Here is an 18,169-nt window from a genome sequence, read left to right as displayed (position 1 = left end):
TCATAAATTTATTCACAATAAAGGGTATGTTTTAATTGGATAATACTTGCAGTTGTGGTCGCTTTTGATACACTCAAGCCCCTCTTTTACATTTTTTAACGCACCGAGGCAAAGTGACATGAAAGTAGGTCTGGTCGGTTGGCGCGGGATGGTTGGTTCCGTCCTTATGCAACGTATGGTTGAAGAAAATGATTTTGCTCATTTTGAGCCATTTTACTTTTCTACCAGTAATGCAGGTGGTGAAGCTCCTTCATTTGGTGGTAAAACTGCCCCAGCACTTATGGATGCGACAGACATTAGTAGTCTGAAGCAAATGGATGTCATTATTACCTGCCAAGGGGGCGATTACACCTCTGAGGTTTTTCCAAAGCTGAAAGCTGAAGGCTGGAACGGTTACTGGATCGATGCAGCATCTACCTTACGTATGGCAGATGACGCCATCATCGTACTTGATCCGGTGAATGCCAATGTGATCAAAGATGGCTTGAGTAAAGGCACCAAAACCTTTGTGGGTGGTAACTGTACCGTCTCTCTCATGTTGATGGGTCTGGGTTCACTGTTCCAGCACAATTTAGTGGAATGGATGAGCGCAATGACCTATCAGGCTGCATCTGGTGCGGGCGCACAAAATATGCGTGAACTGTTGACGGGTATGGGTTATCTGTACAACAGCACCAAAGATTTACTGGACGACCCACGCTCTGCGATTTTAGACATCGACAGCCGTGTTGCACAGTTACAACGTGGTGATGACTTCCCGAAAGCTAACTTTGGGGTGCCACTGGCAGGCTCTTTGATTCCGTATATCGACAAACAGCTCGATAACGGTCAGTCTAAAGAAGAGTGGAAAGGCCAAGCTGAAACCAACAAAATTTTAGGGAATGCTCAAATTGTTCCGATCGACGGTCACTGTGTCCGTATTGGTGCCATGCGTTGCCACTCGCAGGCATTGACCATCAAGCTCAGAAAAGATGTGCCGCTTGATGAAATCGAAGATATGATTCGTCAATCTAACCCATGGGCAAAAGTAGTGCCAAACACACGTGAAGCGTCAATGACTGACCTGACGCCAGTGGCCGTGACAGGTACGCTGACTGTTCCAGTGGGTCGTTTACGTAAACTCAATATGGGCAAAGAGTATCTCGGTGCTTTCACTGTGGGCGATCAGTTGCTTTGGGGTGCTGCCGAGCCGCTACGCCGCATGTTGCGCATTTTAATTGAATACAAAGCTGCTTGATTGCAGCATTGATCAAAAGGCCGGTCATTTGAATTTGACCGGCTTTTTTATTTGGTCGAACCCAAATAGAGCGCAGGCTCTACCTAAATTACCTGCTGCACAGAAAAGGGTATGACATTCCTCACAAAAAACGCTAAATTAGCTCTCAACTAAACATTAAAAAATTTATGCTGGATCAAGGTCGAATATCCTCAGCCAGTATCACGCGTGCTTCAGGGGAAAACTGTGTTATACGTGATTGCATTTATCATTTTGCTGGTCGTCGCGATCATCTTAAAAAAACGACAAGATCAAAAAAAAGCGTCGCATTCATCAAAGGTGCAAGCCCCTATTGCTCAAGGTCATGAACATGTTCATCACGCGCCGTTTGCAGTGGCTGAGAGTCTTGTTCCCGCCACGATTGACCCCAATATTCAGGATCGTATTGAACAGTTGATTGAGATTGGCCATCTTTCGGCTGCCGAGGCACTGATCAATCAGACGCTCAATCGTGACCCTTCACGTCATCATTTCTATTTTTACTTACTGGATTTGCATCTGCGTCAGCAGGATGAGCTTGGGGTGAAGCAGCTCCTTCAAAATCTTGAGCAGCGTCAGTTACACGAGGTGCTTGCAGAAGTTCAAGTGCGCTATCAAGCTGCACAAAAAAAACCTGCTCCAACGGAAACTCCATCTACCAACATAGTTACTCCGTCAAATCAGACACCTATTCCAGATGTAGTCGTTGAGCATAAAGTCGATACGACGATTTCACCTACACAACCCACCCCTGAGCCTCAGCCAATTCTGGAGGCCAATCAGGCGCTAGAATTCAAACTGAATACGCCTGTGCCACCAACGCCAGTTCAGGTCAATGTAGAACCTGCATCAGTGCCAAAAGTATCAACGCCTGAAGCTGAGCAGCCTACAAAACAAATACAACAGCAGACAGCACCTGCTGCTGTAGAACTCACGAATACCGCCTCGACACTGACACTGGCTCCAATGGATGACGCAGCCGCAACTGCTCAAGCATCATCGTTATCTTCTACCTCTCCCGCCTCTTCTACCCCTCAAGTGATCTTTGCTGAGCTTGATGGAGCCGAAGCTGAAAGCGAAGCACTTTCTCCTGCGACCACAATAGCTACGCCAGTCACCATAAAGCCTAAAGATCCTTTGGTTAAGGCTTTTCCGGAACTGGCAGATATCGATGAAGTTCAACTCGATCTAGATCTGGCTCAGCAATATATCGAGCTGGGTGCTTTTGAATCGGCCTGCATTTTACTCGAGAAAAATGATGCACGATTTAATCAAGAGCAGCGTGATCTTTCAAAAAAACTGTTAAATCGAATAGCATCTTCAAGTTGATCGCTCTAACATAAGCAGTCTGTCGGGACTGCTGGTTTGAATATGAATAAAATTGCCTTAATTTATATGGGTGGAACGTTTGGTTGTATTGGTGAACCGCTTGCACCAATGCCCTATGATGCCTTTCAACCCCAATTAGAACGCATTCTTCCACCGCAATACGCAGTCGATTGTTTTAAAGCCCCTTCAATTAAAGACAGTAGCGCCTGCACCGCCGCAGACTGGCTGTTACTGGTACAACAGATTCAGGGACTGCAGCTTGAGGGCTATACACACTTTGTGGTGATTCACGGTACCGATACCATGAGTTATGCGTCTGCAACTTTGGCACGCTTTTTGGGACAAACCTGTCACGTGGTGATCACGGGTAGTCAGTATCCGCTGCTTAATACTGCGGGCGACGATACACGTGAATTTACCGATGCGATCGAGAATTTATACTTAGCATTAGAGAGCGTTCAACGTTTAGCAAGCGGTACCTATCAGGCCTTTCATCATCAAATTTTTCACGGTCAAACCGTTCTTAAAACCCATACAACTGAGCTGGATGCATTTTCAGGTGTCTCGGCCGATGCACCTTGTGATACGGTCACAAATGCGATGGCTGTAGATGCTGCCATGATTGCACGTGCCGATGAACTGGCCATTGTGAATCTGATGCATCAACCTGTGCGTCCAGCGCACTTGGCACAGCAACTTGAAAATATTGCACAGCGACCACCGCACTTTTTAATTTTACAAGGATTCGGAACCGGTAATATTGCGGTCAATGACGCCATTCTGGCGCAGTTTCAACAATTACGTACGCAAGGCTGTCTGGTGGTGTTAACCACACAAGTCACCTTCGGCAAAATTGATCAGCGCTATGCCATTAGTGACTGGGTACATTGTGCAGGCATTGCCACCAATACCACACATGGTCATGCCGATCTGTATGCCAAGCTGCTACAACTTTACTTACAGTATGATGATGCTGAAGATTGGTATCGACACTGGGATACCACCATTAAGGCTGAGGATTAATCATGCAACGTTTTGCTATCGGCATTGAATTTTGTGGAATGCATTATCGTGGCTGGCAAACCCAACAGGCCGGTGTACCCAGTCTTCAAGAAACGCTTGAAACGGTACTGAGTAAAATTGCCAACGAGCCAATTCTATTGCATGGCGCAGGGCGAACCGATGCCGGCGTACATGCCACCAATATGGTGGCTCATTTTGATACGAATGCCATTCGACCTGAACAAGGCTGGTTAAGGGGAGCCAACAGCCAGTTGCCCAAAGACATCTCGATCCAGTGGATCAAGGAGGTCGGTACAGACTTTCATGCACGCTTTAAAGCGCAGGCACGCCGCTACCGTTATGTGGTTTACAATACACCGAACCGTCCTGCGCTGTTACACAAACAAGTTACGCATGTGCATCAGCAGCTAGATGTCGACAAAATGATGGTGGCGGCGCGTAAGTTTGAAGGCACGCATAACTTTGAGAGCTTCCGTGCGGCCGCTTGCCAGTCCAAACAACCCGTTCGCCATTTGAGTCATTGCCGCTTGATCCGCCATGGCCGTTATTTGGTGTTAGATATTCAAGCCGATGGATTTTTACATCATATGGTGCGCAACATCATGGGCTGTTTACTCGAAATTGGTCAAGGCTGCTACGAGATCGACCATATCGATACCATGTTTGCCGCACAAGACCGTAAGGCAGCAGGTGTAACCGCACCAGCCGATGGACTGTATTTCATTCAGGCTTATTACCCTGAACAATTTGATTTACCAAATCCTCCATTAGGGCCCCACTGGCTCAACTTACCCGATGAAATGGCCGATCTTTAATCAAGCATCTTCTTGAGCTTAAAAAAATGCATCCTTAGATGCATTTTTTTATGAGTCGCTTAACGTTGTTTACGCTTGCGGTACTCTACTGGTGTTTCGTTGGTCCAGCGTTTAAATGCACGGTAAAAAGTACTTGGCTCAGAAAAGCCAGTCAGATAGACAATACGTTCAACGCTTTCGCCTGTATTGGCCAATAGCCGTTTGGCAAGTCTACAGCGGTAATCCGACAGAATTTGCTGAAAGCTGGTATTGGCTTCACTGAGCTGGGTTCTTAACCGCCGTGGAGTGATGCTAAGCTGCGCAGCCACTGTTTCTAGTGTGGTTTCACCGCTTTCTAAGGTTGAACCAATGGCACGACGTACCTCGCCAACCAGATCATAACGTGCCAGTTCTTGTAGCTTCTCAATGGCAAGCTGCTCGTGGAGCTGCAACAGTTCTGGCTCGGCTTGCCACAATGGATAGTTTAAAATATCGGCATCGAAGTAAAGCCGGGTTTCTTTCTGCCCCAAACTGACCGGGCAGCCGTAAACTCGGAAGTACTCGTCTTCTGGCGCGCCTTCACTAAAATTAAAATCGATAAAAATCGGGTGAAAGGCACCTTCGGTAATAAATTTAAAAAATCGTAAAACGCCCGAAATTGCACATTCAGAAAAATGACGGTTGACGATTGAGTCGGCAAATTTTTGCTCGCCGTTGGTCAGATAGCAGCGCCCATCTTCAACCACCAGCTTGGCATGAAATACATCACTAATCAGACGCTGATAGGCTAAAGCGCGTTTGAGCCCCTCACCGAAGGTTTCACTGCTAATAAACAAGTGTTCAATGACTTGTCCACGGTACAGCGGCAAATGCTCGCCTAAGTGCAAACCGATATCTGGATCTTTACTGACTTCTTCTGCCGCAACCCAAAATGCGTACTGGGCACTGACTGGCGTTCTCGAATTGGCATCGACCTGATTCAGTGCCACACCCGCTTTTGTTAAAATTTCTTCGGTTGGCAATCCAGCACGACGAATCGCTTGATAGCCAAACCGTAATACAACCGATGCATCTGTTAGCTGACCCACGCGGCGCCCTTCCTTGTATGTTCTTCATTTATACTTAAAACTCTCAATTTAGATTAGCGTCGATTGACCAAAGTGACAACTCAATTCAGGTCATTTTTGTAGATTTTTTTTGTTTCAAATGACCTGTATTCCCAAGTGGAACGCCGATTAGATCACCGCCTATGGCTTGTTTTTTCGAAAAAAATTGCCTATAATTTGCGCCTTTCCAATTTGATCATCAGGTAGGCTATGGCCAATAAAGAGGAACTCATTGAGTTCGAAGGCGTTGTCACCGAAACGCTTCCTAATACGATGTTCCGTGTACGTTTAGAAAACGGTCACGAAGTAATTGCGCACATTTCTGGTAAAATGCGTAAGCACTATATCCGTATCTTGACGGGTGATAACGTTAAAGTTGAAATGACACCTTATGATTTAAGTAAAGGTCGTATCACGTACCGCGCACGTTAAACACGTTTAGCGAATGCACTAAAGCCACTCTCTACTGTCAGTGGCTTTTTTTATAACAGTTTTGCTTTTAATCACTTAGAGCAGATGTTTTACAACCAATCGTTTTACATTCACGCAAGCGTTCACGAATCCAAGAGTTACGTTCTTGCGTTTTAGACAGCTGGCAGTTGGTATAAATGACGGTCCCGACGTCTGAATCACCAGAGCAACTTTGATCTCGTTCTTTAATCCAAGCCAATTGAGAACGTTTTAAAATCGTTTTCTGCTGGGTATTTAATTTGCTACGCAGTAGTTGATAATTTTGATTTAATTCCCGATCTGCATTTACGTACACCTTATTGGCACAGTGAACTGCATCATAGCTATTGCGTGTATTGTCACAGTTGTCTGCGTACGATGTAGCTGATACCGCTAAAAATACGGCAGCAGATAAAAGTTTTAAATTGAATTTCATAGTCAAAGCCTCATTCCTTTTTGTCATTTATCTACGAGTACTGTACTTATAAAAAGTGATCTCAGCATCTTATCGACTTTTTTAAGACGCATTTTTTATTTAAGTTAGCACACTATTTTATTTTCATTGTACTCAAAAATAAAAAAAAGTAGATGCCTTGATCAAGACATCTACTTTCAGATTTTATTTGAGCCTAATTATTTTAAGCTAAAGCAGCAACCACGGCCTGCCCCATCTCAACTGTACCCACTTTCTGCATACCTTCAGACATAATGTCGGCCGTACGTAAGCCTTGATCAAGCACTTGCCCTACGGCATCTTCAATGGCTTTTGCAGCAGCTTCTTCACGGAAAGTATAACGGAGCATCATAGCTACGGATAAAATCGTGGCCAATGGGTTCGCCACATTTTGCCCTGCAATATCCGGTGCAGAACCATGACATGGCTCATACATGCCTTTGCCCTGCTCATCTAAAGATGCAGATGGCAACATGCCGATTGAACCGGTCAACATGGCCGCCTCATCCGACAAAATATCACCAAACAAGTTACCGGTTACAATCACATCAAACTGCTTTGGTGCGCGTACCAGTTGCATTGCTGCATTGTCGACATACATATGGGACAACTGAATGTTTGGATACTGCGCTTGCTGAAGGTCGCTTACGGTTTGTTTCCAAAGCTCCGTTACCTCAAGTACATTGGCTTTGTCGACCGAGCACACTTTGCTACCACGCAGTGCAGCAAGCTCAAAAGCCACTTTTGCAATACGCTTAATTTCAGATTCGCTGTAGACATCGGTGTTAAAGCCTTGCTTTTCGCCGTTTTCAAGTTCGCGAATACCGCGCGGCTGACCAAAGTAGATCCCGCCAGTTAATTCACGCACAATCAGGATGTCTAATCCAGATACGATTTCAGGCTTTAAACTAGAGGCATCTGCAAGCTGCGGATACAAAATGGCAGGACGTAAATTAGCAAATAAATTCAGTTCACTACGGATTTTTAACAGACCACGTTCTGGACGGATAGAGCGTTCAATGCTATCCCACTTCGGTCCGCCTACCGCACCAAGTAAAATGGCATCTGCTTGTTTTGCTTGCTCGCTGGTCACGGCAGGATACGGTTCGCCATGCGCATCAATGGCGGCACCGCCAAGTAGACCGTGCTCCCAGTTTAAACCAAGATTAAATTTTTGATTGACTGCGCTCAGCACTTGCTCGGCAGCCCCTACAATTTCAGGGCCAATACCGTCACCGGCTAAAATTAAAATTTGCTTCGACATGAACGTTTCCATTTCTAAATATCAGCCGATTGACTGATTGAACATTAAATTCGTTGTTCTATAAACTCACCCAACCCCGTGATGGCGTCAAAAGGACGACAAAAACGGCGGATTGGATGATTTTCTTGCTCAAGTTCAACACATAATGGCTCAGGCGCAGACACATTGAGTAAACTGCCGCCTGAGTGCTTGGAACGATCACGGTACATTTTAAAGGTATAGCGCTGATTGGCTTTAAACTGATGAATGACATGAAATGTTTCTGCCCGATCTCGAGAGATGGGATAAAAACGAATCACCAGCTCATACTGCTGCGGTGGCACAGACAAATACATCGAATTGACTGGACTAAATACTGAACCCTCAAGTCTGACAATACCTTGATGCAAAGCTTGTTCACTGACACGATGTTTTTGCGCATCGACAATGGGGGTCGTATTTAGACGCTCAAATTCACACAGTTGTGCGCCCGAACAATAAATCGTTGCGTTACTGTTCAGACCTGATTCGGCCTGTTTAATACGCAATGTATCAACCACATGATTGGTACTTTGACAACCTGCGATTAACGCCAAGGATACTGTCAGTACCACACTACGGCCAAATGTCCTGATCATTGTTGGAGCCCAACCCTATTTCGAGCAAAGTTTTCAGCAATTTATGCTCATGCATGTTAACAAGAGTTGGGCATCTACGCTATTGCTATCTTTAAAATCTCCCGTGTAGATCAAGCTTTTAGGTCTTGAAATACCCAAGGACGTGCAACTTTGGCTTGGCGTTCAAACTCATGAATCGCGTCTGCATTTTGTAGCGTTAAACCAATATCATCTAAGCCATTTAACAAACAGTGTTTGCGAAATGGATCGATATCAAAAGCAAAAGCTTGTCCAGATGGTGTTTTCACTTCTTGTGCAGCCAAATCTACCGTTAAGGTATAGCCTTCGTTTTCTGCGCACTCTTGAAATAATTGCTCTACAATTTCTTCAGACAAGATTACAGGTAACATACCGTTTTTAAAACAGTTATTAAAGAAAATATCGGCAAAACTTGGCGCAATCACGGTACGAAAACCATATTCGTTCAATGCCCACGGCGCGTGTTCACGGCTTGATCCACATCCGAAATTCTTACGCGCAATCAAGATATTGGCAGATTGATAACGTGGCTGATTCAATACGAAATCGGGATTAAGCGGACGTTTAGAATTATCTTGTCCCGGATAACCTTCATCTAAATAGCGCAATTCATCAAATAAGTTGTCACCAAACCCTGTGCGTTTGATCGACTTCAAAAACTGTTTCGGGATAATTAAATCGGTATCCACATTGGCACGATCTAATGGTGCCACAATGCCTTGTTCTACGGTGTATGCTTTCATGATCTATATCCCCAATTCAGAATGAACGAACATCAACAAAGTGTCCCGCAATTGCAGCGGCAGCAGCCATGGCTGGACTGACCAAATGGGTTCGTCCACCATTGCCCTGACGCCCTTCAAAATTACGGTTTGAGGTCGAGGCACAGTGTTCGCCCGGTTGCAATTTATCGGCATTCATCGCCAAGCACATTGAGCATCCCGGTTCACGCCACTCAAAACCAGCGTCAAGAAAAATTTGATCTAATCCTTCTTGCTCTGCTTGTTGCTTAACCAAACCAGAACCCGGTACCACCATCGCTTGTTTAATGCTGTTCGCCACTTTACGGCCTTTGACCACTTCGGCTGCTGCACGGATATCTTCAATCCGTGAATTGGTGCATGATCCAATAAATACACGATCCAACTGAATATCAGCCAACGCCTGACCGGCATTTAAGCCCATATACTGGTAAGCACGTGTCCAGTCATTGCGTTGTACATCGTCTTTGGCCTGTTCTAAGGTTGGAACCGCTTGAGACACTGGAATCACCATTTCGGGTGAGGTTCCCCAAGAAACTTGCGGCTCAATTTCTGCGCCGTTTAAAACCACTACTTCATCAAATACTGCATCGTCATCTGAATGTAAGGTATTCCAGTACGCAACAGCCTGATCCCACTGCTCACCTTTTGGTGCATAGTGGCGCGACTGGACATACTCGATGGTTTTATCATCGACAGCAACCATACCCACACGAGCACCTGCTTCAATGGCCATGTTACACACCGTCATACGGCCTTCGATCGACATATCACGGAACACCTGCCCACCAAACTCGATGGCATAACCTGTTCCGCCTGCTGTACCAATTTGACCGATAATTGCCAAAACTACATCTTTTGGCGTTACACCTTTACCTAAAGTTCCATCCACGCGAACCAACATGTTCTTTGATTTTTTCTGAACCAAACACTGCGTCGCAAGCACGTGTTCCACTTCAGATGTACCAATTCCATGTGCCAAGCAACCAAATGCCCCATGCGTTGCCGTATGCGAATCGCCGCACACGACGGTCATACCCGGTAAAGTCAAACCTTGCTCTGGCCCCACCACATGCACAATGCCCTGACGGACATCATTGATCCCGAACTCAACGATATTAAAGGTTTTACAGTTATCGTCTAAGGTTTGAACCTGAATGCGTGATGTCTCATCTTCAATTCCGGCAATGCCTTGTTCACGCTCTTTTTTTGAAGTTGGTACATTGTGGTCTGGTGTTGCAACGTTTGCATTGAGACGCCATGGCTGACGACCTGCAAGTTGAAGACCTTCAAATGCCTGCGGACTGGTGACTTCATGCAATAAATGACGATCGATGTAAATTAAGCATGATCCGTCGTCTCGCTGTGAAACCAAGTGGTCATTCCACAATTTGTCATATAATGTCTTGCCTGCCATGTCGTCGTGCTCCATTGGACTGGGTATATGGTCTCTATTTAGTAATTATAGCGCTGCTTTTACATAAATCTAATTTATCATTTTTATAAATTAACAAACTTTTTAGAATATATAAAATGTGCAATTCAGGTCTAATCATCTCACAGTTTACAGCATCGGATTTAATAATAATTCTCATTTATACATTCCATTTCACAATCCGATGTACGCTTTTTATACTGAATACGTCTTCAAGATATTTAGTGCAAGGTAATGGTTATGACGACTCTAACTCGTTTTGTACATCACAATCAGCGTATGCTCAAAAAGACTTTAAGCTATTACATTATGCATATTACGGTGGCTATGCTGGTGGCTTACGTGGTGACCGGAAACCTCTGGGTCGCCTTAACTTTAAGTATGCTTGAGCCGACTGTACAGGCGTTTGCCTTTTTTATTCACGAAAAAGTATGGGCAGTAAAAGAACAGCCTGCTCAGCAAGATTCTGGCGCAGGCTATTAATGATTGCGCATTGGGGAATTTGACTACTACAATAGCCTGACGCTGTGATTTTTTTAACACGGCATGATTATGGGAAATTTAAGGTCATTGTATGAATCTTGCTGCATTTGAAGCCTTTGTGAAAGTGATGGAAACCGGCTCTATTTCGCTCGCAGCGGATCAACTCTTTATCACCCAGCCCGCAGTGACCAAGCGCATTCATAGTCTTGAAGATTATTTTGGCGTGAAACTATTTGAATCTGCCGGACGCGGCATTCAAGCCACCCATGCAGCACATTCGCTGTTGCCCAAAGTCAAAAACTGGCTCAATGAGCTGGGCGAAATTCATCATACCCTAAGCCATGAACACGATCAGGTACAGGGACGGCTCAAAATCGGTACCAGTCATCATATCGGGTTGCATCATCTTCCCGATCCACTGCGTCATTATGTGCAACGCTTTCCAGATGTCACCTTAGATGTGCATTTTGTCGATTCAGAACAGGCACATGAAAAAGTGCTTGCAGGTGATCTCGAGTTGGCTTTTCTTACCCTGCCTCCAGAAGGCGATGAGCGTCTTACTTATTTGACGGTCTGGAACGATCCACTGGTTTTTGTAGTGGCACCGTTTCATCCATTGGCTCAGCGTAAGCAGATTCAGCTACAAGATTTACTCGAATACCCAAGTCTACTGCCTGCAGCACAGACTTATACCACTCAGATTACCTTGCACGCATTCGAAAAATATGGTCTTAGACCTAAAATCACCATGAGCAATAATCCGCTTGAGTCGATTCGTATGTTGGTTTCGATTGGCTTGGGCTGGTCGGTTCTACCGCAAACATTGCTGAATCGGGATCTTTGTCAACTCGCAGTGAATGTGGAGCTAAAACGTCAACTTGGAATTGTCTGGCATCCTGCCCGTACTCAGTCCAAAGCAGCACAGGCTTTAATTAAACTGACGCAGCAGTCCACTACAGCTTAAGCCATCCTCTTTAGCGTTTTTCATCAAATCGTTACCTAAATATAATATAACTCGTTCAAGATTAGAGTAAGTTGATCATTAAGCATCCGTGACGTGGCTGTATAACGATAACACCTCAACCCTTCACGGTATTTCACACAATAAATACCTTAAATATGGAGTTGAAGCATGCTAAATGATGTTTTCAGAGTACCAAATTCCGAACACGTATCTTCTGCTTCAAATGCTCATACGCCATCGCCTTCTGGATTCCTTCAAGCTTCAAAACAGATCTTGCGCACTCCACGCCTCAATCAAGACAATGCCGATACGTTACGCCAGCAAATCCGTGACTATTTTTTGAATACTTTTGAAACCTATGAATCTTTGTTTGAATGTTTAGATGGTGATGAAGCATTTTATAAAAAACCGATTTCGCTTCGGCACCCTCTGATTTTTTATTTTGGTCATACTGCAACCTTTTTTATTAATAAATTACTGTTGGTTCACTTAATTGAAGAACGGCTCAACCCGCGCTTTGAAGCACTTTTCGCAGTCGGTGTCGATGAAATGAGTTGGGATGATCTCAACGATCAGCATTATGACTGGCCAACACCTCACGAGGTCAAAAGCTATCGTGATCAGGTCAAACAAACAGTACTTCATATCATCGATACAGCCCCGCTTAACCCGCCCATCAACTGGAATCATCCGTGGTGGACCATTTTAATGGGCATTGAACATGAGCGTATTCATTTGGAAACGTCATCGGTGTTAATCCGACAGCATGATCTTGAATATGTTCGTGCACATCCGGCTTGGAAAGCTTCTGATTTTTCCACCACAGCACCTGAAAACACATGGATTGATGTTGCATCTGGACAGGTTAAACTCGGCATTAATCAAGCACACCCACTTTATGGCTGGGACAACGAGTTTGGTCAGCATGAGGCGCAGGTCGAGGCGTTTCAAGCGTCGAAATATTTGGTTAGCAACCAGGAATTTTTGGCTTTTGTTGATGCAGGTGGCTATTCAAGCCTTGATTACTGGGAACAAGAAGGTCAAGGTTGGCTGTCCTTTTCTGAGGCCAAATATCCGACATTTTGGGTTAAACAACACCAGACTTGGTATTTAAGAGTCATGACCGAGATTGTGCCAATGCGTTGGGATTGGCCTGTCGAGGTCAATTATCATGAAGCCAAAGCATTTTGTAACTGGAAAAAACAGCAGACTGGCCAGAATATTCGCTTGCCCACCGAGGACGAATGGTACCGTATATACGATATCAGCGGATTAAACGAGATTGATCATCAGCGTGCCGATGGCAATATCCATTTGGATTATGGTGCGTCGTCGTGTCCGGTTCATGTGTTTCAGCAAGGCGATTTCTTCGATGTTCGAGGCAATGTCTGGCAATGGACCGAAACGCCAACCTATCCGTTTAATGGCTTTGATGTACACCCCATTTATGATGACTTTACCACGCCTACATTTGACGGGCGTCATAATTTGATTAAGGGCGGTTCGTGGATTTCTTGTGGCAATGAAAGTCTTTATTCATCGCGGTATGCCTTTAGACGGCATTTTTTTCAACATGCAGGGTTTCGTTACGTTGCATCTGACCATGAGGTAAGCAGTGTGAGCTCTCAATACGAGACCGATCAATTACTTTCGCAGTATGCCGAGTTCCATTTTGGATCGGATTATTTTGGGGTTCCTAATTTTTCTAAGGCACTGGCCGAGCTGGCGATCCAGACACTGGGCGAGCGTCCCAAAGTTAAGGCTTTAGATATCGGTTGCGCCGTCGGACGCGCCAGTTTTGAATTGGCACGTGTGTTTGAGCATGTCACCGGAATTGATTTTTCAGCGCGGTTTATTCAGCACAGCGTACAGTTGACCAAAGGTGAAACCTTGCGTTATACGCTCGCCACCGAAGGTGAATTGGTACAATACAAGGCCTGTTCATTGCATCAATTAGGCCTTGAAGAAACCAAAGACAAAGTTGAATTTTATCAAGGTGATGCTTGCAATTTAAAAGCCAATTTCACTGGTTACGATTTTATTTTTGCTGCCAATTTGATTGACCGACTGTATCGTCCACGTCAGTTTCTTAGTCAGATTCATGAGCGTCTGAACATGGGTGGTGTATTGATGATTGCCTCCCCTTATACGTGGCTTGAAGAGCACACACCGCGTGAAGAATGGATTGGTGGCTTTAAAAAAGATGGTGAAAGTTTTGGAACTTTAGATGGTTTACATGCCATTTTGGATCAGCACTTTCAACTGATTGCAGCACCGCAAGAGGTGCCGTTTGTGATTCGTGAAACTCAGCACAAGTTTCAGCACAGTTTATCGGAAGTGACGTTTTGGCAACGCGTAAAATAAACAATACTCCACAAAAACTGAATCAAATAAAAACAGGCAGTCGATGACTGCCTGTTTTTATTGAGAACATTGAAATATCGATTAAATCGACCAGTCTTGAATCTGCCAATTTTGCGCTTTGGCCAATTTTTCCAGGCGATCATCTGGATTAACTGCAATCGCATGCGTAGCATATTCCAATAAGAAGCGATCGTTAATCGAATCTGAATAAGCCCAAGATTCTTCTACATTTCGTCCAGCCAGCCACTGCTCTAGGCGTACCAGCTTGCCTTGCTGGTAACATGGTGTGCCTGTAACTTTACCGGTATATTTCCCCTGCTGCACTTCCGCCGTGGTGGCAATAATTTCGGTAATGCCAAAGGCACGAAAAATCGGTGCGGTAATAAAATCGCTGGTTGCGGTAATGCCTACAATTTCATGGCCTAAATCTTGATGCTTTTGAATCGCATCAAAACCTTTTGGGCGCATTTGCGGACGAATCACCTTTTGCATAAACAGCGCATGTAGCTCTGTTAATACCTCAGGCGTATTTTGGGTTAAAAACTCAAATACAAATTCGTTGTAGGCAATTGGGTCGAGCTGGCCTGCTTTGTAATCTTCATAAAATTTGTCGTTCATTTGGCGATGATGTACTGGATCGACCAAGCCTTCATTGACGAGAAATTCACCCCAGGAATGGTCTGAATCTGTATTAAGTAAGGTGTGATCAAGATCAAACAAAGCCAATTTCATGAAAATACTCGTTAAAACTGAAATTTAAGAAAAAAAATGTAAATCTATCTCCGCTAGTCGATAGAAATTCGTTAAGATCATAGCAATTTTAATGCATTTTACTTTGATCTTACGCGCTGGGCATATAAGAGTGACGGCCCCCGATTTCAAAGTCAACGATATTGATAAATTTTAGGTAGCCAAATGATCGACTCAGAAGGTTTCCGACCCAACGTCGGGATCATTTTGGCAAATGATAACGGACAAGTTTTATGGGCAAAACGCATTGGTCACAATGCTTGGCAATTTCCACAAGGAGGGATCCATTTTGGAGAAACCCCCGAGCAGGCACTTTATCGTGAACTGAGAGAAGAAGTCGGCTTATTGCCCGAACACGTCCAAATTATTGCGCAGACCAAAGGATGGCTGCGTTATCGTTTGCCACACCGGTACATCCGACCAGATTCTGATCCGGTATGTATTGGACAGAAACAAAAATGGTTTTTATTAAAACTCACCGCGTCTACGCGAAACATTCAGCTAGACCTCTCAGACCCACCCGAATTTGATGAGTGGCAATGGGTAAGTTACTGGTACCCTTTGGGTCAGGTGGTCAATTTTAAGCGCGATGTGTACCGAAAAGCGATGATGGAACTCTGCATGTTAATGCCAGAACAACAATCGCCCGAAAAATCATCACATTAGCAAATGATTTTTTTGGCGAGTGCTGTTATAACATCACTATGAAGAATTAAAAATTTTGGAGTAAGCATCCATGTCAAACATGCAACTTGACACCTTAAGACGTATTGTTCAGGAGATCAATTCGTCTGTAAGTTTGCATGATTCGCTCGACATTATGGTCAACCATGTGGCTGAAGCGATGAAAGTGGATGTTTGCTCAATTTATTTGCTTGACGAACGCAACCAGCGTTATTTACTGATGGCCTCTAAAGGGCTTAATCCCGAAGCTGTGGGGCATGTTTCCTTGCAACTCAGTGAAGGTCTGGTTGGCCTTGTGGGTCAGCGCGAAGAAATCGTCAATTTGGAAAATGCCTCCAAACACGAGCGCTTTGCCTACCTACCCGAGACAGGCGAAGAAATTTACAACTCGTTTCTGGGTGTACCCGTCATGTATCGCCGTAAGGTGATGGGCGTACTGGTGGTACAAAATAAGCAACCACAAGATTTTAGTGAAGCAGCCGAATCCTTTTTGGTGACGCTGTGCGCTCAGCTCTCAGGTGTCATCGCACATGCACATGCGGTGGGCAACATCGATGTATTTCGTAAGCCAAGTAATGGGCCAGCCTACAAAACCTTTCAGGGCGTATCAGGTGCTGGCGGAATTGCGCTGGGTCGTGCTTACGTTTTATACCCGCCTGCCGATCTGGCGTCGGTTCCAGACCGCGAAGCCGATGATATCAGTGACGAATTACATTTACTCGATCAAGCGGTGAGTTCAGTACGTACCGAAATTCAGCAGCTTGACGAAAAAATGCAAGACTCCTTAATGTCGGAAGAGCGCGCGCTATTTAGTGTGTTTTTACGCATGCTGGATGAAAATGCGCTCCCTGCCGAAATTAAAGAATTGATTCGCGCCGGTAACTGGGCACAAGGCGCCGTGCGTCGTGTCATCGACAAGCACATCACCCTGTTTGCACAAATGGAAGACGACTACTTACGTGAGCGTGTGTCAGATTTAAAAGATCTGGGACGACGTATTCTGGCCTCACTGCAAGAAGCAGATTCCAGCCATAAAGATTTAAGCCCCGACAGTATTTTAATTGGAGAAGAAATCAGTACTGCTGCACTGGTTGAGCTGTCGGTCGATAATATTGCCGCGATTGTCACCACAGAAGGTGCTGCCAATTCACATATGGTGATTGTGGCACGTGCGCTGGGTATTCCAACTGTTGTCGGCGTGACCGAGCTCCCCATCAACACCCTTGATGATGCAGAAATGATTGTCGATGCCTATCAGGGGCGGATCTTTATCAATCCACCTAGACGTCTGCGTCAGCGCTATAAAGAAATTCAAAAAGAAGAAGAGCAAATTGCCAAAGACCTCAAGCAATACGAAACGCGTGATGCCGTTACCCCCGATGGTGTTGCAGTCAAGCTGTATGTCAATACTGGCCTGATGATTGACGTGGTACGCGGCGTTCAGCGTGGGGCCAAAGGTGTGGGACTCTATCGCAGCGAAATTCCGTTTATGCTGCGTGAACGCTTTCCGGGCGAAGAAGAACAACGGGCCATTTATCGTCAGCAATTGAGTCATTTTGCCAACAAGCCCGTCATCATGCGTACGCTGGATATTGGTGCCGACAAAGACTTGCCTTACTTTAGTATTGAAGAAGAAAACTCGGCGCTGGGATGGCGTGGTCTACGCTTTACGCTGGATCATCCAGAAATTTTTTCCACTCAAGTGCGCGCGATGCTCAAGGCCAGCATTGGTTTAAACAATTTGCATATCTTGCTGCCCATGGTGACCAGCGTCAGCGAAGTCGAGGAAGTATTGTATCTGTTAGAACGTGACTGGGTCGCGGTACAAGAAGAAGAACAGGTCAAAATTACCAAACCGAAACTCGGCATCATGGTCGAAGTTCCGAGTGTGTTACTACAAATTGATGAGTTTGCCGAATTGGTCGACTTCTTTTCCGTAGGGTCAAACGATTTAATCCAGTACTTACTGGCAGTCGATCGCAACAATCCAAGGGTGTCGAGCGTATATTCACACTTTCATCCGTCCATTCTTCGCGCGCTGCAAAAACTGGTTAAGGAATGCCATCATCATGAGAAGCCCATCAGTATTTGTGGCGAAATGGCGGGCGATCCTTTATCGGCTATTTTATTGATGGCGATGGGATTCAATACCCTCTCCATGAGTTCGAGTAATATTCTGCGAGTGCGCAAAGCCATTTGTCACGTTTCAATGACCGATGCCGAGCAATTGCTCAATGAGGTCGTCAAAATGAATAACCCGCTCATGGTGAAAAGCTGGATGGAATACTACTTTAGAAATCATGGCCTTGGAGACATGGTCAAATCTAATCGATTGGTTTCCGTTTAAATGATGATCCTAGAGGGGCTCTCTAGCCCCTCTAGGGCAATAACGCCAAAGCGCACTACAAATCGGTGATA

General features: G+C 45.0%; 17 protein-coding genes. 10 read left to right on the top strand and 7 right to left on the bottom strand.

The window, feature by feature from the left end; translation table 11 throughout:
- Window positions 1-118: 118 nt before the first annotated feature.
- From asd to truA, 4 genes are all read left to right on the top strand, one after another.
- The gene (asd, locus tag L2096_RS04960; RefSeq protein ID WP_004932718.1) at window positions 119-1,237 is read left to right on the top strand and encodes an aspartate-semialdehyde dehydrogenase; all 1,119 of its coding nucleotides are present in this window, start codon (window positions 119-121) and stop codon (window positions 1,235-1,237) included.
- A 225-nt stretch (window positions 1,238-1,462) separates the two neighbouring features.
- Complete coding sequence (gene fimV / locus L2096_RS04955) at window positions 1,463-2,584, top strand: T4P machinery localization factor FimV (RefSeq protein WP_250364975.1); 1,122 nt, start codon at window positions 1,463-1,465, stop codon at window positions 2,582-2,584.
- 42 nt (window positions 2,585-2,626) lie between these two features.
- Window positions 2,627-3,607 carry an asparaginase gene (locus L2096_RS04950; protein WP_250364974.1) on the top strand — a complete coding sequence of 327 codons (981 nt, stop codon included), beginning with the start codon at window positions 2,627-2,629 and terminating at the stop codon, window positions 3,605-3,607.
- Window positions 3,608-3,609: 2 nt separating this feature from the next.
- Complete coding sequence (truA, locus tag L2096_RS04945; RefSeq protein ID WP_055414461.1) at window positions 3,610-4,422, top strand: tRNA pseudouridine(38-40) synthase TruA; 813 nt, start codon at window positions 3,610-3,612, stop codon at window positions 4,420-4,422.
- 59 nt (window positions 4,423-4,481) lie between these two features.
- Here truA and L2096_RS04940 read toward each other — a convergent pair whose 3' ends face one another.
- Window positions 4,482-5,489: an AraC family transcriptional regulator gene (locus L2096_RS04940; protein ID WP_004932709.1), complete on the bottom strand. Its 1,008-nt coding sequence runs from the start codon at window positions 5,487-5,489 to the stop codon at window positions 4,482-4,484.
- Between the two features lie 228 nt (window positions 5,490-5,717).
- On the opposite strand from L2096_RS04940, the gene infA reads away from it, so the two are divergent.
- Window positions 5,718-5,939 (top strand): translation initiation factor IF-1, encoded by a 222-nt coding sequence (infA, locus tag L2096_RS04935; protein WP_004920223.1) that lies wholly within the window; start codon window positions 5,718-5,720, stop codon window positions 5,937-5,939.
- A gap of 67 nt (window positions 5,940-6,006) precedes the next feature.
- Here the strand turns inward: infA and L2096_RS04930 are convergent, their stop codons facing one another.
- From L2096_RS04930 to leuC, 5 genes are all read right to left on the bottom strand, one after another.
- On the bottom strand, window positions 6,007-6,393 hold the full coding sequence (locus L2096_RS04930; protein WP_004943807.1) for a lysozyme inhibitor LprI family protein: 387 nt from the start codon (window positions 6,391-6,393) through the stop codon (window positions 6,007-6,009).
- A 202-nt stretch (window positions 6,394-6,595) separates the two neighbouring features.
- Entirely contained in the window at window positions 6,596-7,675 is a 1,080-nt protein-coding gene (leuB, locus tag L2096_RS04925) for a 3-isopropylmalate dehydrogenase (RefSeq protein WP_004932704.1), read from the bottom strand.
- Window positions 7,676-7,719: 44 nt separating this feature from the next.
- On the bottom strand, window positions 7,720-8,292 hold the full coding sequence (locus L2096_RS04920; RefSeq protein ID WP_004943812.1) for a hypothetical protein: 573 nt from the start codon (window positions 8,290-8,292) through the stop codon (window positions 7,720-7,722).
- 110 nt (window positions 8,293-8,402) lie between these two features.
- Window positions 8,403-9,053 carry a 3-isopropylmalate dehydratase small subunit gene (gene leuD, locus L2096_RS04915; RefSeq protein ID WP_004932698.1) on the bottom strand — a complete coding sequence of 217 codons (651 nt, stop codon included), beginning with the start codon at window positions 9,051-9,053 and terminating at the stop codon, window positions 8,403-8,405.
- Window positions 9,054-9,069: 16 nt separating this feature from the next.
- Window positions 9,070-10,488: a 3-isopropylmalate dehydratase large subunit gene (gene leuC, locus L2096_RS04910; RefSeq protein ID WP_076033449.1), complete on the bottom strand. Its 1,419-nt coding sequence runs from the start codon at window positions 10,486-10,488 to the stop codon at window positions 9,070-9,072.
- Window positions 10,489-10,746: 258 nt separating this feature from the next.
- Between leuC and L2096_RS04905 the strand changes: the two genes are divergently transcribed.
- From L2096_RS04905 to ovoA, 3 genes are all read left to right on the top strand, one after another.
- Window positions 10,747-10,989, top strand: a complete 243-nt coding sequence (locus L2096_RS04905) for a DUF2061 domain-containing protein (RefSeq protein ID WP_004932691.1) — start codon at window positions 10,747-10,749, stop codon at window positions 10,987-10,989.
- Window positions 10,990-11,080: 91 nt separating this feature from the next.
- A complete protein-coding gene (locus L2096_RS04900) occupies window positions 11,081-11,953 on the top strand; it encodes a LysR family transcriptional regulator (protein WP_004932688.1) in 873 nt (290 codons plus the stop codon).
- 168 nt (window positions 11,954-12,121) lie between these two features.
- Entirely contained in the window at window positions 12,122-14,317 is a 2,196-nt protein-coding gene (ovoA, locus tag L2096_RS04895) for a 5-histidylcysteine sulfoxide synthase (RefSeq protein ID WP_250364973.1), read from the top strand.
- An 81-nt stretch (window positions 14,318-14,398) separates the two neighbouring features.
- Here the strand turns inward: ovoA and L2096_RS04890 are convergent, their stop codons facing one another.
- Window positions 14,399-15,049: an HAD family hydrolase gene (locus L2096_RS04890; protein ID WP_250364972.1), complete on the bottom strand. Its 651-nt coding sequence runs from the start codon at window positions 15,047-15,049 to the stop codon at window positions 14,399-14,401.
- 183 nt (window positions 15,050-15,232) lie between these two features.
- Here L2096_RS04890 and L2096_RS04885 point away from each other — a divergent pair, with 183 nt between their 5' ends.
- Both L2096_RS04885 and ptsP read left to right on the top strand, forming a co-directional pair.
- Window positions 15,233-15,733 (top strand): RNA pyrophosphohydrolase, encoded by a 501-nt coding sequence (locus tag L2096_RS04885; protein WP_004932680.1) that lies wholly within the window; start codon window positions 15,233-15,235, stop codon window positions 15,731-15,733.
- Between the two features lie 70 nt (window positions 15,734-15,803).
- Entirely contained in the window at window positions 15,804-18,098 is a 2,295-nt protein-coding gene (ptsP, locus tag L2096_RS04880) for a phosphoenolpyruvate--protein phosphotransferase (RefSeq protein WP_004943835.1), read from the top strand.
- The last annotated feature ends 71 nt before the right edge of the window (window positions 18,099-18,169 follow it).

Source organism: Acinetobacter sp. ACZLY 512 (assembly GCF_023614015.1).
In the GTDB taxonomy this organism is placed as follows: Bacteria; Pseudomonadota; Gammaproteobacteria; order Pseudomonadales; family Moraxellaceae; genus Acinetobacter; species Acinetobacter soli.
This window is presented reverse-complemented; position numbering and strand designations above follow the sequence as displayed.

Coding starts and splice junctions, on each gene's coding strand:
- leuB (WP_004932704.1), bottom strand. CDS start 7,675: ATGTCGAAGCAAATTTTAATTTTAGCCGGTGACGGTATTGGCCCTGAA.
- leuC (WP_076033449.1), bottom strand. CDS start 10,488: ATGGCAGGCAAGACATTATATGACAAATTGTGGAATGACCACTTGGTT.
- L2096_RS04900 (WP_004932688.1), top strand. CDS start 11,081: ATGAATCTTGCTGCATTTGAAGCCTTTGTGAAAGTGATGGAAACCGGC.
- L2096_RS04905 (WP_004932691.1), top strand. CDS start 10,747: ATGACGACTCTAACTCGTTTTGTACATCACAATCAGCGTATGCTCAAA.
- L2096_RS04885 (WP_004932680.1), top strand. CDS start 15,233: ATGATCGACTCAGAAGGTTTCCGACCCAACGTCGGGATCATTTTGGCA.
- L2096_RS04920 (WP_004943812.1), bottom strand. CDS start 8,292: ATGATCAGGACATTTGGCCGTAGTGTGGTACTGACAGTATCCTTGGCG.
- leuD (WP_004932698.1), bottom strand. CDS start 9,053: ATGAAAGCATACACCGTAGAACAAGGCATTGTGGCACCATTAGATCGT.
- infA (WP_004920223.1), top strand. CDS start 5,718: ATGGCCAATAAAGAGGAACTCATTGAGTTCGAAGGCGTTGTCACCGAA.
- L2096_RS04930 (WP_004943807.1), bottom strand. CDS start 6,393: ATGAAATTCAATTTAAAACTTTTATCTGCTGCCGTATTTTTAGCGGTA.
- truA (WP_055414461.1), top strand. CDS start 3,610: ATGCAACGTTTTGCTATCGGCATTGAATTTTGTGGAATGCATTATCGT.
- L2096_RS04890 (WP_250364972.1), bottom strand. CDS start 15,049: ATGAAATTGGCTTTGTTTGATCTTGATCACACCTTACTTAATACAGAT.
- L2096_RS04950 (WP_250364974.1), top strand. CDS start 2,627: ATGAATAAAATTGCCTTAATTTATATGGGTGGAACGTTTGGTTGTATT.
- ovoA (WP_250364973.1), top strand. CDS start 12,122: ATGCTAAATGATGTTTTCAGAGTACCAAATTCCGAACACGTATCTTCT.
- asd (WP_004932718.1), top strand. CDS start 119: ATGAAAGTAGGTCTGGTCGGTTGGCGCGGGATGGTTGGTTCCGTCCTT.
- ptsP (WP_004943835.1), top strand. CDS start 15,804: ATGTCAAACATGCAACTTGACACCTTAAGACGTATTGTTCAGGAGATC.